Genomic DNA, 14,240 nt, shown 5'->3' with positions numbered 1-14,240 from the left:
CTGTCACGGGGCGTTCTGCACTGTGCACGCAAGACGGCGGAAGGGGTGCGGTGACGGTGCGGGATCCGCAGGAGTTGTACACATGGGACGCTCGTGGTCTCCGGGTGGCCGAGCAGAGCGCGGACGGAGTGGGCGGCGCCGGGCCGGTGCTCATCCACCAGTTCGACGGCTTCATCGACGCGGGCGAGACCGGAACGCAGCTGATCGAGCAACTGCTGGACGGCCGCCCCTACACCACGGTGGCCCGGTTCGACCACGACCGGCTGATCGACTACCGGGCGCGGCGCCCCGCGATGACGTTCCGGCGCGACCGCTGGACGGCGTACGAGACGCCGGCCCTGGAACTGCGGCTGGTGCACGACGACACGCATCAGCCGTTCCTGGTGCTGTCGGGCCCGGAGCCCGACGTGGAGTGGGAGCTCTTCGCGGCGGCCGTGCGGCAGATCGTGGAGCGGCTGCGGGTACGGCTCGCGGTGACCTTCCACGGCATCCCGATGGGGGTGCCGCACACCCGGCCGGTGGGGCTGACGCCGCACGGCAACCGGACGGATCTGCTGCCGGGGCACCGGGGCATGTTCGACGAGGCGCAGGTGCCGGGGAGCGCGGCGGCGCTGGTCGAGCTGCGGCTGGCCGAGGCCGGGCACGATGTGCTGGGCGTCGCGGCACACGTACCGCACTACATCGCGCGCTCGCGCTATCCGGACGCGGCGCTGGTGGTGCTGGAGGCGGTCACCGGGGCGACGGGCCTGGTGCTGCCACAGGTGGCGCACGCGCTGCGCAACCGGGCGCTGAAGACGCAGAACGAGATCGAGCGGGAGCTCGCCGAGGGCGACTCCGAGCTGGTGGCGGTGGTACGCGGCCTGGAGCAGCAGTACGACGCGCTGGCGGGGGCGGCGACGCGGGGCTCGCTGGTGGCGGAGCCGGCCGAACTGCCGTCCGCCGACGAACTGGGCGAGGTCTTCGAGCGGTTCCTGGCCGAGCGGGAGCAGGGGGACGGCGACCGGTGACGTAGCCTGCGGGCATGCTGAGCGTGGGACTGACCGGCGGGATCGGGGCGGGCAAGAGCGAGGCCGTGCGGCTGCTGGCCGGCCATGGCGCGGTGATCGTGGACTCGGACCGGATCGCGCGGGAGGTGGTGGCGCCCGGCACGCCGGGGCTGGCGGCGGTGGTCGAGGAGTTCGGGCCCGGGGTGCTGGCGGCCGACGGGACGCTGGACCGGCCGGGTCTTGGCCGCATCGTCTTCGCCGACCGGGAGCGGCTGGCGGCACTCAACGCGATCGTGCACCCGCTGGTCGCGCGGCGCTCGGCGCAGCTGCAGGCGCAGGCCCCCGAGGACGCGGTGGTGGTGCACGACGTGCCGCTGCTGACCGAGAACGGGCTGGCGGACCGGTACGACCTGGTGGTGGTCGTGGATGTGGCGCCCGAGGTGCAGCGGGACCGGCTGGTGCGGCTGCGGGGGATGAGCGAGGAGGACGCCCGGGCCCGGATGGCGGCCCAGGCCGGCCGGGAGGAGCGGCTGGCGGTCGCCGATGTGGTGCTGCACAACGACGGCACCCGGGAGGAGCTGGCGGAGCAGGTCGACCGGCTGTGGGAGCGGATCGGCGCCGGACGGGGATGAAGGGGGAGGCCCCCGGCGGGTGCCCGGGCGGGGTGCCCGTACCCCGGTGAGCGCGCCGGGGCCGGGAGCGTTCCGGGGGATCACTCGGAACGTTTGATCCGGATTCTGGCCTTGCGGCGCAGCCGCCGCATCCGGTCGCTGCGCTCCCGCGAGTAGCGGTCCAGCTCCTCCATCACGCGCAGGGACCGCTTCTCCACGTCCAGCTCGTCCAGCATCCGGTCCGCCTCGGCCAGCATCGAGCCGTGGAACTGCCACTGCCGGGGATGCTCCTGCACGCCCGCGAGCATCAGCCGTGCCAGCCGCTCCCGGCTGGCACGGCTGGCCTCCAGCTGCTTCATGAGGTTGTCCTCCGCCTCCTCCGCGGCGGCGTTCACCTGGCTGGTGATGAGCGTGGCGAAGCTGTCCACGGCGCTCGCCAGGTGCGCGAGCAGGTCGCGCAGTGCCGGGCCGACGTCCGGGGGGACCAGGGGTTCGCCGGTGCGCCGGGCGGCGATGTCCGTCTGGGAGCGGGACATGGTGCGCAGGATGACGGCGCAGACCTCCAGGGTGTCCAGGCCGGTGCGCAGCACGATCCGGGTCAGCAGGCCCTCCTTCACCCGCGGGTTCAGCCGCAGGCTCTCCTCGGCCTGCTGCAGTGAGGCGTCCACGTAGGTGATGTCCTGGTCGAGCTGCCGGGCCTCGTCGAGCTTCTGTTCCGCGCGGGTGACGGACAGCCGCTGGGTCTCCGACTGTTCGGCCAGCCGCAGCAGCAGATCGCGCATCCGGGCTGCGAGGTCCTCGATGTCCTCGCCCGCGGTCTGCACCCACACCGGTGGCACGAAGATCACGTTGAACAGCAGCCCGACCACCGCGCCGATCAGGGTCTCGGCGACCCGGTCCCAGGCGGTTTCGGCGACCTGCGCGACGCCGAGCACCAGCATGGCGCTGATGGCCACCTCGGGGACGAACTCGCTCACCCGCACCACGTGCCCCACGCACAGCGCGCAGAGGATGAGCAGGCCCAGGCTCCACCAGCTGAGTCCGACGATGGCGCTGAAGCCGGCCGCCACGACGACGCCGACCACCACGGAGGTGACCCGGCGGATGCCGCTGGTGATCGTGGCGTACAGAGTCACCTGGACGACGAGCAGGGCGGTGAGCGGGGCGAGCAGCGGAGCGCTGACGCTGGTGAGCCACAGCGCGGCGAGGTAGGCGAGGGTGGCGGCGGCGGTGGAGCGCAGCGTCTGGGCGACGACCGGCTCCCGGCCGCCGCGCTTGGCGAGGTCGACGACTTGCTCGGACAGATCGGGCACGCTGCCGCCCTTCTGGTGCTTCTTCCCGCCGCTCACACCCATGTGGCTGGACCAGATACCACACCTTAATATGACAAAAAGGATGGCAGCCATTGGTCGGGGGCCACACAGCAGGGAGGACCCAGTGAAGGCGGTCGTGTATCAGGAGCCTTTCTCCGTCGAGGTCAAGGACGTCGACGACGCCCGAATACAGGCGCCGAACGATGCCATCGTCCGGGTGACGACGGCGGCGATCTGCGGGTCCGATCTCCATATGTACGAGGGCAGGACGGGTGCCGAGCCGGGCATCGTCTTCGGCCACGAGAACATGGGCATCGTCGAGGAGGTGGGATCCGGCGTCACCACCGTCAAGAAGGGCGACCGGGTCGTGATGCCGTTCAACGTGGCCTGCGGCTTCTGCAAGAACTGCCTGGCCGGGAGGACCGGGTTCTGTCTGACGGTCAACAAGGGGTTCGCGGGCGGCGCGTACGGCTATGTCTCGATGGGCCCCTACATGGGTGGCCAGGCCGAGTACCTGCGGGTGCCGTACGCCGACTTCAACTGTCTCCAGCTGCCGATGGGAGAGGAGCACGAGGACGACTTCGCCCTGCTCGCGGACATCTTCCCCACCGGCTACCACGCCGCCGAGATGGCCCAGGTGTCCCCGGGGGAGTCGGTGTGTGTCTTCGGCGCGGGGCCGGTGGGCCTGATGGCGGCCTACTCGTCGATCCTGCGCGGCGCCGCCCTGGTGTTCGTGGTGGACCGCCAGCCCGACCGGCTGCGGCTCGCGGAACGGATCGGTGCCGTCCCCATCGACTTCGGCCAGGGCGATCCGGTCGAGCAGATCAAGGACCGCACCGGGGGCGAGGGCACCGACAAGGGCATCGACGCGGTCGGCTACCAGGCCACGGTGCGCGAGGGCGACGAGCAGCCGGTGGTGGTGCTCAACACGCTGATCGAGTGCGTGCGGCCCACCGGGATGCTCGGCGTCGTCGGCCTGTACGTCCCGGCCGACCCCGGCGGCCCCTCGGAGAGCGCCAAGCACGGTGAGCTGCTCTTCAAGATGGGCCGCTTCTTCGAGAAGGGCCTGCGGATGGGCACCGGCCAGGCCAATGTGAAGGCGTACAACCGGCAGCTGCGGGACATGATCGTCGCCGGCCGGGCCACCCCGAGCTTCCTGGTCTCCCACCGGCTGCCGCTGAGCGAGGCCCCCGACGCGTACCAGCACTTCGACCAGCGGGACGACGGCTGGACCAAGGTCCTCCTCAAGCCGGCCATGGCCTGAGCGGACGCCCCGACGTCAACCTGCCCGCCGCACCTTCCACCGTGCGGGTGAATCGGGGTGCGGCGGGCACTGGGACGGGCGGCGTGCGGGCAGGTTCGGGGCGGCGAGCAGAGCTGCCGCCGACCGGAAGGGGGAGCGAGACGATGCCGGAGACCACGGACACCGGGCTGCCGGGGGCGCCGACACCGCAGGCGGTGGGGGAGTTCTACGACGCGAACAACCGGGCGATCACCGAGATCTACGGTGGCAGCATGCATTACGGGTACTGGCTGGGCCCGGACGACACCAGCGACTTCGCCACCGCGGGGGAGCGCCTCACCGACCTCCTCATCGGCCGGCTGGGCGCCGGGCCCGGCAGCGAGGTGCTGGACCTGGGCTGCGGCACCGGCGGGCCCGGCGTGCGGCTGGCGCGGGCGACCGGCGCCCGGGTCACCGGCGTGTCCATCAGCGCCGGGGACGTCGCCCTGGCCGGGGCCCGGGCGGCGGCCGAAGGGGTGGCGGGACAGGTCCGCTTCGAGCTGGCCGACGCCATGGAACTGCCCTACGGGGACGCCTCCTTCGATGCCGTGCTCGCCTTCGAGTCCATCGTCCACCTCCCCGACCGGGGCCGGGCCCTGCGGGAGATCGCCCGGGTGCTGCGCCCCGGCGGTCGGCTCGTCCTCACCGACCTGGTGGAGCGCGGCGCGCCGGAGGATGACGAGCACAAACGGCGCGCGGTCGCCGAGATGCTGGCGATCTGGCGGGCCGCCCCCATGACGCGCGCCGAGGACTACCCCGGTTTCGCCCGGGACGCCGGACTGGTGATCGACGAGATCGCCGACATCACCGAACACACCAAGTACACCGCCGCCCACATCTACACCGGTACCCGCGACCATCTGCGGCGGCACGGCACGCTCCCGCCGGACCTGGCCCGCATCCACGCCATGGGCGAGCACGTCGACTGGGCGGAGTTCACCGCGGCCGAGCAGAGCGACGGCATGATCATCGTGGTGGCCCACCGCCCGCCGGCCGTCACATGAGCAGCACGGCCGCGCCGTTCACCCGGTCCGCCGCCAGGTCGTCCAGGGCGCGGTCGGCCTCCGCGAAGGGGTAGGGGGTGACGGTCGTGCGCAGGGAGTGGGTCTGTGCCGAGGCGAGGAAGGTACGGCCGTCCTCGCGGGTGTTGGAGGTGACGCTGCGCAGCGTGCGTTCGTGGAAGAGGTGGCGCTCGTAGTCCAGGGCGGGGATGGGGGAGAGGTGGATGCCGGCGACGCTCAGGGTGCCGCCCGCGTCCAGCGCCGCCAGCGCGGTGGGGACCAGATCGCCGACCGGGGCGAACAGGATCGCCGCGTCCAGCGGCTCGGGCGGGGCGTCGTGGGCGCCGGCGGCCGAGGCGGCGCCCAGGTCCAGGGCCAGCCGGCGGGCCTCGGCCGAGCGGGTGAGGACATGCACCGTGGCGCCCTCGGCCATGGCCACCTGCGCGGTCAGATGTGCGGAGCCGCCGAAGCCGTAGATGCCGAGCCGTCCGCCCGGCGGTAGTTCGGCGCGGCGCAGCGCGCGGTACCCGATGATGCCCGCGCACAGCAGCGGCGCCAGTTCGGCGTCGGAGTAGCCGTCGGGGAGCGGGTAGGCGTACGCGGCCGGGACGGTGGTGTACTCGGCGTAGCCGCCGTCCGCGTCCCAGCCGGTGTAGCGCGAGCGCGGGCACAGATTCTCCCGTCCGTGCCGGCAGAAGCGGCAGCGCCCGCAGGTGTGGCGCAGCCACGGGACGCCCACCCGGGAGCCGACCGGATGGCCCTGGGCACGCGGTCCGGCGGCGACGACCTCGCCGACCACCTCGTGCCCGGGGACCACCGGTGACCGGTGCGGCGGCAGGTCCCCGTCCCGTACGTGCAGATCGGTGCGGCACACCCCGCAGGCCCGCACCCGTACCAGCAGTTCGTCCTCGGCCGGGTGCGGCACCGGGAGTTCGGCCGCCTCCAGGCGGCCGGGGGTCCGTACCGTCCAGGCGCGCATCGTCGCGGGCACCGTTCCGGGGTTATCGGCAGTCATGTCCGACAAGGTAGTGGTGGCCGTGGTGTGTTGGCCGGGAGGCGACCCGCTCGTTTTGAGATGCACACCTGACGGTCAATAGGATCCGCCAATGATCATAAGAAAGTGGTCGGTTGCCCTGAGCGGGTTGCTGACCGTCCTGATGGCGGGCGCGTTCGCGCCCAGCGCCCTCGCCGATGGTGTGGCGCGCGAGGGCGAGCCACCGCCCCGAGTGGAACTGGTCCTCGATGTCAGCGGTTCCATGAAAGAACGCGACATGGCCGGCGGGCAGTCGCGGATCGCGGCGGCCCAGCAGGCGTTCAACGAGGTGCTCGACGCGATGCCGGAGGAGGTGCACCTCGGCATCCGGACCCTCGGGGCCGGCAACCCCGGCGACGACAAGGTCGCCGGGTGTCTCGACAGCGACCAGCTGTACCCCGTGGGGCCGGTGGACCGTCTCGAGGCCAAGACCGCGGTGGCCACGCTGCGGCCCACCACCGGATTCACCCCGATCGGCCTCGCCCTGCGCGAGGCCGACAACGACCTCGGCGACGACCCCGGCACCCGCCGGATCGTGCTCATCACCGACGGCGAGGACTCCTGCGGCCAGCCCGACCCCTGCGTGGTCGCCCGTGAACTGGCGGCCAGCGGCACCCACCTGGTCATCGACACCCTCGGCCTGACCCTGGACGACGCCGTGCGCGAGCAGCTGAGCTGCATCGCCGAGGCCACCGGCGGTACGTACACCGCCGTCCAGGACGCCGACCAGCTCGCCGACCGGATCGGGCAACTCGTCCGCCGCGCGGATGTGCCGGTGGAGAACCCGGCCGCCGTCGAGGGCGCCACCGTGTGCGCCGACGCGCCGCTGCTGGGCGCCGGGGTCTACATCGACCGCGCCGAGTTCGGCGAGCCCCGCTGGTACCGGGTGCCGGTGCGCCCCGGCCAGGAACTGCGGGCCTCCGTGAGCGTGGCCGCCGACCGGGCGATGGACCCCGACCACGGGGTGCTGCTGCGCGCGGTGAGCGAGGACGGCCAGGAGCTGACCCGTGGCACCGGCGCCGGCCACGGCCGTACCGATGTGATGTCCACCGGGCTGCGCTACCCGCTGCCCGAACCGGAGGAGGGCGACTCCTCCACCGCCGTCGCCGTGTGCCTGGAGGTCTCCAACTCCTTCTCCGTCCCCGAGGGCCAGCCCCGTACCCCCGGCCTGCCGGTGGAGCTGTCCGTCGACGTGGTGTCGGGACCCGACAACCCCTCGGACGTCGCCGCCTTCGGCCTCGCCCGGGGCTGGGTGCCGCTGCTGCTGCTGACCGTCGTCGGCCTGGTCGCCGGCGTGCTGTGGGGCCTGCTGGTCCGCATGGGGATCGCGCTGGGGAGGGCCCACTGATGCGACAGGGACTGCGACGTACGATCCAGGGCGCGGCGCTGCTGCCGCTCGTGGGGCTGCTGCTCACCGGTGCCGGAACGGGCACAGCCGCCGCCGAGGACCAGGCGGCCCCCGGCGAGGCGGGCACCAACTTCCGTACCGCCACCGTCATCGACCAGGACGAGAGCGCCACCGCCACGGCCTCGACCGGCGACTACCTGTACTGGACCTTCCCGGCCGGCGCCGGGCAGACCGCCACCGCCGAGGCCACCGTCACCCTGCCGGACCCGGCCGCGCGCAGCGGCCCGGTCACCTGGCAGCTGGACGTGTACGACGGGCTGCGCCGCCGGCAGGCCTGCACCGAGGGGCAGCAGACGGTGACGGCGGCGGAGAGCGCCGCCTCGCTGACGCTGAGCTGCACCCTGCGCCCGGTGAAGGCGTGGTCGGAGCCGTGGGCGGACGACCCGCTGCCCGGCGCCTACTACCTGCGGCTGACGGTCGTCGAACTGCCCGAGCGTGACCTGGGCCTCGGCGTCTCCACGCAGGTGCAGGTCACCGCCGTGGAGTCGGGTGGCGCGCGGGCGAGCGGCGGAGAGCTGTCCGAGCCGCTGATCCCGATGGCCAGGGCCGGTTCGATCGTCGACCTGGAGGCCGACCCGGACGCCGGGGGCAGCGGTGACGACGACACGGCCGGCGGCGTGCAGCCGGTGGCGGTCAGCGAGCCCGAGTCCGGCTGGATGGGCTCGTGGTGGACCGATCGCTGGGTGTGGACGGCGGCCGGCGGCGTGCTGGGCGCGATCGCGGGCGTCGCCGGCTACGTGCTGATCCGGCCGCGGCACCGGGAGAGCTGACCCGGCACCGCGGGGTGTTCTCCACAGCCGGCCGCCGGGGCACGATAGCCTGGCGGCCGGCTCCGTTCCCGGCTGGTCACATACCGCGACCACCTCTGGTAAGTCCGCCGCGCCGGAGCGCCGTTGACGGCTGAGGGTGAAGCGGGGGGACAACAATGCGCACCGCCTTTGTGGACCGGGTCGACTCCATGGGTGTGCTGCTGGAGGTGGCACACGGGCTGACGGCCGGCAGGGGCCGGGCGCTGGTCGTGGAAGGCCCTTCCGGGATGGGTAAGTCCGCCCTGCTGAACGCCTTCGCCCACACCATCGAGAACGATCCGGAACAGCGCCGTGCCGTACGCCTGGTGACGGTCCGCTGCGCGCCCGACGTCGGGGACGCCGGCACCAGCCCGTACGCACCGATGGCCGAGATCCTGCTGAAGCTGAACGGTCAGGCGGGAGCCTGGCGGCGCTGGCAGCGGGCCGCCGGAGCGCTCGGCCGCGGCATTCCGCGCCTGCTCGGCCAGTTCGTTCCCGGAGCGGGAGACCTCCTCGACACCGGCCAGGACATCGTGAGAGCGGCGCTGCGGACCGGCTCGATGCCGGGGGACAGCCTGCTCCCGCAGCAGGAGTCGATGGCCCTGCGCACCGCCGAGGCGCTGCTGGCCGAGGCCGCCGACGGCCGCCCCGCGCTGGTGCTGCTCGACGACATCCAGTATCTCGACCTCAGCAGCCTCCAGGTTCTGGACCGGCTGATCAGCGCGATGCCCGACGCCCCGCTCGGCCTGGTGCTCGGGCACCGGGTGGACGGGCTGGACAACGAGGGCGTGATCGCCGAACTCCTCCAGCGCTGGGAGTACGCCGGGACGCTGCACCGGGAGCGGCTGGGCGGACTGCCCGACGAGGCGGTGGCCCAGCTGGCCCACGTACGGCTGACCGGGCGGGCCGTCTCCGCCGGTTTCGCCGCCCAGCTCGCAGAGGCGACCGCGGGCCATCCGATCTTCGTCGAGCAGATCCTGCGCCAGCTGCCGCCGGGCGGTCTGGAGCGGGTACGGCTGCCGCACGATCTGCCGCAGGCGGTGCGCAACCGCTTCCGTGAGCTGGACGCGCCCACCCGGGAACTGCTTCGGGTCGGCGCGGTGCAGGGCCGGGCCTTCCTCTCCCGCACGGTCGCCGAGGTGGCCGGCATGTCCCACTCCGAGGCGGTGGAGCGACTGCACCGGGTGGCGGCCGGCCGCCGGCTGATCCGTGAACGCACCGAGCGGGCGCCCGAGTGGGTACGGCGGGCCGGGTCCGATCTGTACGAGTTCGAACATCTGGCGTTGCGTGAGGGCATCTACCGGGAGGAGCAGTCCACTGCGCAGCGCGAGCAGCGGCACGCCGAACTGGCCGCCGCCCTGGGCAGGCTGGCCGAGGAGTTCGGGGCGGACGAGGTGCCGTACGAACTGCGCAGGGACATCGCCGGACAACTGCGGGCCGCAGGGCCGCGCCGGCTGGCCGCCTCCGCCACCGCCCACCACGAACTGGCGCTGAGCGCCGCGCTGTCCGCCCTGTCCTTCGCCGACGCCGAACGCTACTGCGCGATCGCCATCGACGCGGCCCGCCGACTGCCCCCGGACGGCGGCGAACGCGACCGGGCACTGGTGCGCTCGGTGGAACTGCTGCTCTCCCTCACCGAGGTCCGCTGGCGCGGTCACCGTGCGGCCCAGGGCACCGGGGCCGACATCGACGCGCTGGCCGAGGAGGCGGAGGCGGCGGCCCGCCGGCTCGCCGACCGGCAGCTGATCGCCCGCACCGCGCTTCAGCGCGGCAAGACCCTGATGGCCACCCAGGGGCTGCGGCGCTCCCTGGAGAAACTGGCCGAGGCGGTGCGCCGGGCGCGGGAGAGCGGAGACCCGGTTCCGCTGTTCGTCGCCAAGGTCGAGTACGGGCGGCAGGTGTCCAAGCGCGATCTGGCGGCCGGGCTGCGCGAGCTGTGCGAGGCGGATGAGCTGTACGACAACGAGCCGCTGCTGGGCGCGTCCGACAACCCCGTGCTGCGGCACGCCCGCAACCTCAACGAGATGCAGCTGGGCGTCAGCCTTTTCGACGCCGGCCGGCTGGGGGAGGCGCTGAAGCGGCTGGAGGACTGCACCGGGCGGCTGCGCACCGAGTCGCTGCGCGCCGAGCTGCCGATCGCGTTCAACTATCTGGCGCAGCTCTACCTCGGTGTCGGCGCGGAGGAGGAAGCCGCCGTCGTGCTGCGCGAGGCGCTGGCCTTCGAGGAGGAGCGGGGCGGGGACAGCGGCTGGCACGCCTACAATACGGCGCTGCTGGCCCTGCTGCTCTCCCGTGATCCGGCCCGTCGCGCGCAGGCGCTGGAGCTGGCGGAGGCGGGCTGGCTGGAGACCCAGCGCACCTGGCTGGCGAATCTGGTGCCGATCGTCCGCAATCTGTACGCGGAGTTGATCCTGGACACCGCGCGTGGCCCCGCCGACCTGGAGTGGGCGCTGCGGCTGGCGGTGGACACGTGTGTGGAGACCGCCGGTCCGGACGGGAGCGGCATGGTGCGCAGCGAGATCGCGGCGCTGGTGCTGCGGGCACGGATCAGGCTGCGGCAGGGCGCGGCGACGGAGGCCGCCGAGCTGGGCCGGGCGGCGCTGGCGCTCCTGGAGGAGCATGGGGACCTGCCGGCGCTGCGTACCGAGGAGGTGCTGTACTGGGCCGCCCGCGCCCTGGTGGCCGATGGGGCGGACGGCGCGCGGGAGGAGGCCGGGGCGCTGCTGGCGCGGGCGCGGGCGGTGGTGGCGCGCAAGGCGGAGAGCCTGGCGGAGCACCCGGCCCGGCGGGAGAGCTTTCTGCGCGTGCCACTGAACCGGTGGATCACCACGGGCGAGGGATTGGGCTGACGGGTACGGTGCGAGCACAGGAGAACGCGGAAGGGGGTGGTGCCGGATGTTCATGATCAGCAAGGAGTTCCACTTCTCCGCGAGTCATGTCCTGGACCGTCTTCCCGCGTGGCATCAGTGCGCCCGGATGCACGGGCACAACTACGTCGTGGTGCTGGAGCTGTCGGCCCGCGCCGAGGACCTGACGGAGGCGGGCTTCGTCCGGGACTACCGTGATCTCGACCCGTTCAAGAAGTGGCTGGACGAGACGCTGGATCACCGGCATCTGAACGAGGCGATGGGGGCGAGCGTCTCGCCGTCGGCCGAGAACCTGGCGAAGTGGATCTTCGACTCCTGGGTGGAGCGGGTACCCGAGCTGGCAGCGGTGAGGGTATCGGAGACGCCCAGGACATGGGCGGTGTACCGGCCGGATTGACCCCCGGGAGGATGACGTGGGGCTGATTCGCTGTCAACTGGCTGACAGCGCCATCACAATGCGTGTATGAGCGATGGCCAAGCGGAACTTCCCGAGCCCCACCGCGTCATCAGCATGACGCGTTTCGATGACCCGGTATCGGTGATCTCCGATACGGAGGCGTGGCGTGCGCGGGACACCTATCCGGACATCATGGGCAGAGGCCCGATGTTCGCCCTGGTCGAGCAGGAGGCCGACGGCCGGTGGCGGGTGCTGCTCGCCGATGAGGGCAATCCGCAGGGGTGCCGGGACGAGCTGGCCCGGGAGTGCCGGCTGCGGGCGGCCGACGCGGTGGCGGTGAAGGACCGGGAGGCGCAGCGGCTGTGGCTGACCGGGGCGCGCCGCATGGACTGGGAGAAGCTCAACGAGCTGAAGGTGGGCGAGTACCGATTCCGGATCGCCCGTGGCGACATGTTCATCCGCATGGGCCCCGACGGGCCCGAGCCACCCCGGCCCAGTGACCCCGATCCGATGCGCCCGGGGGAGGGGTACCGGGCGAGGCCGCGGACCAGGGGATTTTTGATCGACCCGGCGGCGGCCACCGGCATGTCCGAGGGCATGCTCCGCATCGATCTGCTGAGCTTCGTGTACCCGTCCTCCCGGGTGCCGCACGATGTACGGGCCGATTCGCTGCGGGCGTTGCAGAGCCATCCGGGCGGGGTGCTGCTGCCGCCGGTGTTCGCCATCACCGAGTTCACCGAGGGGCGCTGGACGCCGATGACCGGTGGCGCGGACACCCCGCAGGAGATCCGCGACACGCTGGTGACGTATCTGCGGGACGTGGCGCCCGCGGTGCACGCCGAGGACGCGGTGCCGGCGGCGCACTTCCGCGCGGCGGCCGAGGCGCTGGCGGGCACCCGGCGCGACGAGGTGCGATGCGCCGACCGGCACTACCGGGTGATGCGTCTGGAACGGCTGATCCGGGTCGGGCCCGACGGGCCCGAGTCGCCGCGGGCCTCCGACTGGGATCCGGAGCTGCCGGTGGAGGCCCAGGCCGAACGGGACCGGCTGAACGGGGTGCGGTACGGGGCGGACTGATCTGCGCCGACCCGGCGCCGCCGAGCGGCCACCGCTCAGAGCAGTCGCTGGATCTCGCCGTGCACCCGGTAGAAACCACCGGGGGAGGTGTGCAGCGAGTCGACGACGTAGCGGGCGCCGGCCTGCCGTATGTGCCGCGGGAACTGCACGTTCCAGGTGGGGTCGTAGCCCGCGCTGGTGACCCGCATCCGCAGCCGGGAGCCCTCCTGGACGCATTCGACGACCACCCCGTTCGCCGGCACCGAGGCCACCACCTGCACGCTCTCGGCGGACCGGGCGGGGGTGAAGGTGGGCATGCCGGCGGCCGACTTGATGTCCACGGCGGTGGGGACCGTACCGCGCTGGGCGTCCGCGATGGCCGCCTCGCTCGCGTCGACGCAGGCCAGCGAGCCGTCGGTGGTGACGATGTACAGCTTCTGGTCGCGGTACTGCATGGACAGCGCGGAGCCGGCGCCGGTGCCCAGCTTCCACAGCCGGGTCCCGTCCTCGGCGAAGCAGTACACGGAGGAGGAGGAGTCACCGGCGAAGACGTAGCGGCCGCCGGGCGCGGTGGCGCACGAGTAGACGACGGAGTCGCAGGTGTAGGTGGCCTCCACCCGGCCGGTGTCCTTGGCCAGCCGCTGCACCACTCGGCGGTCGGTGCCCGCGTACACCGAGCGGTCCTCCTGCCAGCCGAAGAGCACCGAGCCCCGGGTCCGGGTGTGCCACAGTTCCCCCGAGCCGTCCCGGCTGTACGCGGTGACACCGTCCCCGTGGCCGTGGTAGACGGCGTGGTCGTCGCGGCGCACCATCCAGGCGTGGTCACCGGAGCTCTTGCGGGACCACTGGAACTCGTCCTCGTGGTCGATGACCGTCAGCCCGCCCTGGCGGTCGGCGACATTGAGCACCCCCTCGTGGATGTCGAGCCAGAAGATGTCGACATCGGTGGCTATCTCGTAGGCGGCGAAGGGGAGCTTGGAGGAGAGGTCGTAGACGGTGCCGTCGTCGCAGCCCGCGTAGATCCAGAAGTCGTCCGCCACCAGGCACTTGACGCCCTCGGGCAGCCGGTAGCGCGCGAGCACCTCGCCGTCGTGGCCCAGGGTGTAGACGTCGCCGTTCTGGTTGCCCACCCAGCAGCGGTCCTCGTCGATGTGGATCCCGAACGCGGCGGCGTCGGTGCGGAAGCGCCACATCACCGGCGCCACCGAGCGGGCGGTGGAAGGAGCCGAGGTCACCTGGCGGCGGGTCACCGGGCGGGCGGCGCGGCCACCGGGGACGGCCGGCGCGTACCCCTTGCGGACCTTCTCGCCGATCTTCCTGGCGGCCGCCGCCTTGGCCTTCTCCACGCTGGGGAAACTCTGGGTCTTCAGCTGCCCGCCGGCGCCGATCCGCCCGTACCGTACGGTCACCGCCGTGCCGTCCACCGTCACCTCGTAGAACTTGTGCGCGCCGCCGCCGTCTTCGGACAGCTCGAGGTACGTGGTGGTGGACATGGCGA

Annotated in this window: 12 protein-coding genes; 9 read left to right on the top strand and 3 right to left on the bottom strand. The window is 72.7% G+C overall.

Annotation, left to right across the window (positions count from 1 at the left end; genetic code table 11):
- Positions 1 to 56 precede the first annotated feature (56 nt).
- Both ACTFAP_RS04800 and coaE read left to right on the top strand, forming a co-directional pair.
- Positions 57 to 1,007: a proteasome assembly chaperone family protein gene (locus ACTFAP_RS04800; protein ID WP_390122806.1), complete on the top strand. Its 951-nt coding sequence runs from the start codon at positions 57 to 59 to the stop codon at positions 1,005 to 1,007.
- A 14-nt stretch (positions 1,008 to 1,021) separates the two neighbouring features.
- Positions 1,022 to 1,618, top strand: a complete 597-nt coding sequence (gene coaE / locus ACTFAP_RS04795; protein WP_390122639.1) for a dephospho-CoA kinase — start codon at positions 1,022 to 1,024, stop codon at positions 1,616 to 1,618.
- Between the two features lie 80 nt (positions 1,619 to 1,698).
- On the opposite strand, the gene ACTFAP_RS04790 is transcribed toward coaE, so the two are convergent.
- Positions 1,699 to 2,910, bottom strand: coding sequence for an FUSC family protein (locus tag ACTFAP_RS04790; protein ID WP_453855611.1), 1,212 nt, complete (start codon positions 2,908 to 2,910; stop codon positions 1,699 to 1,701).
- Between the two features lie 124 nt (positions 2,911 to 3,034).
- Here ACTFAP_RS04790 and ACTFAP_RS04785 point away from each other — a divergent pair, with 124 nt between their 5' ends.
- Together ACTFAP_RS04785 and ACTFAP_RS04780 are read left to right on the top strand one after the other, a co-directional pair.
- Entirely contained in the window at positions 3,035 to 4,174 is a 1,140-nt protein-coding gene (locus ACTFAP_RS04785) for a glutathione-independent formaldehyde dehydrogenase (RefSeq protein WP_500468308.1), read from the top strand.
- Between the two features lie 143 nt (positions 4,175 to 4,317).
- Positions 4,318 to 5,196: an SAM-dependent methyltransferase gene (locus ACTFAP_RS04780; protein WP_500468307.1), complete on the top strand. Its 879-nt coding sequence runs from the start codon at positions 4,318 to 4,320 to the stop codon at positions 5,194 to 5,196.
- On the opposite strand, the gene ACTFAP_RS04775 is transcribed toward ACTFAP_RS04780, so the two are convergent.
- Positions 5,189 to 6,172, bottom strand: coding sequence for a zinc-dependent alcohol dehydrogenase family protein (locus tag ACTFAP_RS04775; RefSeq protein WP_500469406.1), 984 nt, complete (start codon positions 6,170 to 6,172; stop codon positions 5,189 to 5,191). The genes ACTFAP_RS04780 and ACTFAP_RS04775 overlap by 8 nt on opposite strands.
- 127 nt (positions 6,173 to 6,299) lie before the next feature.
- Between ACTFAP_RS04775 and ACTFAP_RS04770 the strand changes: the two genes are divergently transcribed.
- From ACTFAP_RS04770 to ACTFAP_RS04750, 5 genes are all read left to right on the top strand, one after another.
- Positions 6,300 to 7,574: a VWA domain-containing protein gene (locus ACTFAP_RS04770; protein WP_200367992.1), complete on the top strand. Its 1,275-nt coding sequence runs from the start codon at positions 6,300 to 6,302 to the stop codon at positions 7,572 to 7,574.
- Positions 7,574 to 8,404, top strand: coding sequence for a hypothetical protein (locus ACTFAP_RS04765; protein WP_495683573.1), 831 nt, complete (start codon positions 7,574 to 7,576; stop codon positions 8,402 to 8,404). The genes ACTFAP_RS04770 and ACTFAP_RS04765 overlap by 1 nt, the downstream gene beginning before the upstream one ends.
- 155 nt (positions 8,405 to 8,559) lie before the next feature.
- Entirely contained in the window at positions 8,560 to 11,271 is a 2,712-nt protein-coding gene (locus tag ACTFAP_RS04760) for an AAA family ATPase (protein ID WP_500468306.1), read from the top strand.
- 46 nt (positions 11,272 to 11,317) lie between these two features.
- Positions 11,318 to 11,686, top strand: a complete 369-nt coding sequence (locus ACTFAP_RS04755; RefSeq protein WP_495683571.1) for a 6-carboxytetrahydropterin synthase — start codon at positions 11,318 to 11,320, stop codon at positions 11,684 to 11,686.
- A 66-nt stretch (positions 11,687 to 11,752) separates the two neighbouring features.
- A complete protein-coding gene (locus ACTFAP_RS04750) occupies positions 11,753 to 12,763 on the top strand; it encodes a DUF5954 family protein (RefSeq protein WP_400012441.1) in 1,011 nt (336 codons plus the stop codon).
- A 35-nt stretch (positions 12,764 to 12,798) separates the two neighbouring features.
- Here the strand turns inward: ACTFAP_RS04750 and ACTFAP_RS04745 are convergent, their stop codons facing one another.
- Entirely contained in the window at positions 12,799 to 14,235 is a 1,437-nt protein-coding gene (locus tag ACTFAP_RS04745; protein WP_500468305.1) for a WGR domain-containing protein, read from the bottom strand.
- Positions 14,236 to 14,240 lie beyond the last annotated feature (5 nt).

It is taken from the genome of Streptomyces sp. PH9007, assembly GCF_059813725.1.
This window is presented reverse-complemented; position numbering and strand designations above follow the sequence as displayed.

Bases quoted from the DNA above. Each gene is read 5' to 3' on its own strand.
- ACTFAP_RS04755 (WP_495683571.1), top strand. From the start codon at position 11,318: ATGTTCATGATCAGCAAGGAGTTCCACTTCTCCGCGAGTCATGTCCTG.
- ACTFAP_RS04750 (WP_400012441.1), top strand. From the start codon at position 11,753: ATGAGCGATGGCCAAGCGGAACTTCCCGAGCCCCACCGCGTCATCAGC.
- ACTFAP_RS04770 (WP_200367992.1), top strand. From the start codon at position 6,300: ATGATCATAAGAAAGTGGTCGGTTGCCCTGAGCGGGTTGCTGACCGTC.
- ACTFAP_RS04780 (WP_500468307.1), top strand. From the start codon at position 4,318: ATGCCGGAGACCACGGACACCGGGCTGCCGGGGGCGCCGACACCGCAG.
- ACTFAP_RS04760 (WP_500468306.1), top strand. From the start codon at position 8,560: ATGCGCACCGCCTTTGTGGACCGGGTCGACTCCATGGGTGTGCTGCTG.
- ACTFAP_RS04745 (WP_500468305.1), bottom strand. From the start codon at position 14,235: ATGTCCACCACCACGTACCTCGAGCTGTCCGAAGACGGCGGCGGCGCG.
- coaE (WP_390122639.1), top strand. From the start codon at position 1,022: ATGCTGAGCGTGGGACTGACCGGCGGGATCGGGGCGGGCAAGAGCGAG.
- ACTFAP_RS04765 (WP_495683573.1), top strand. From the start codon at position 7,574: ATGCGACAGGGACTGCGACGTACGATCCAGGGCGCGGCGCTGCTGCCG.
- ACTFAP_RS04775 (WP_500469406.1), bottom strand. From the start codon at position 6,172: ATGCGCGCCTGGACGGTACGGACCCCCGGCCGCCTGGAGGCGGCCGAA.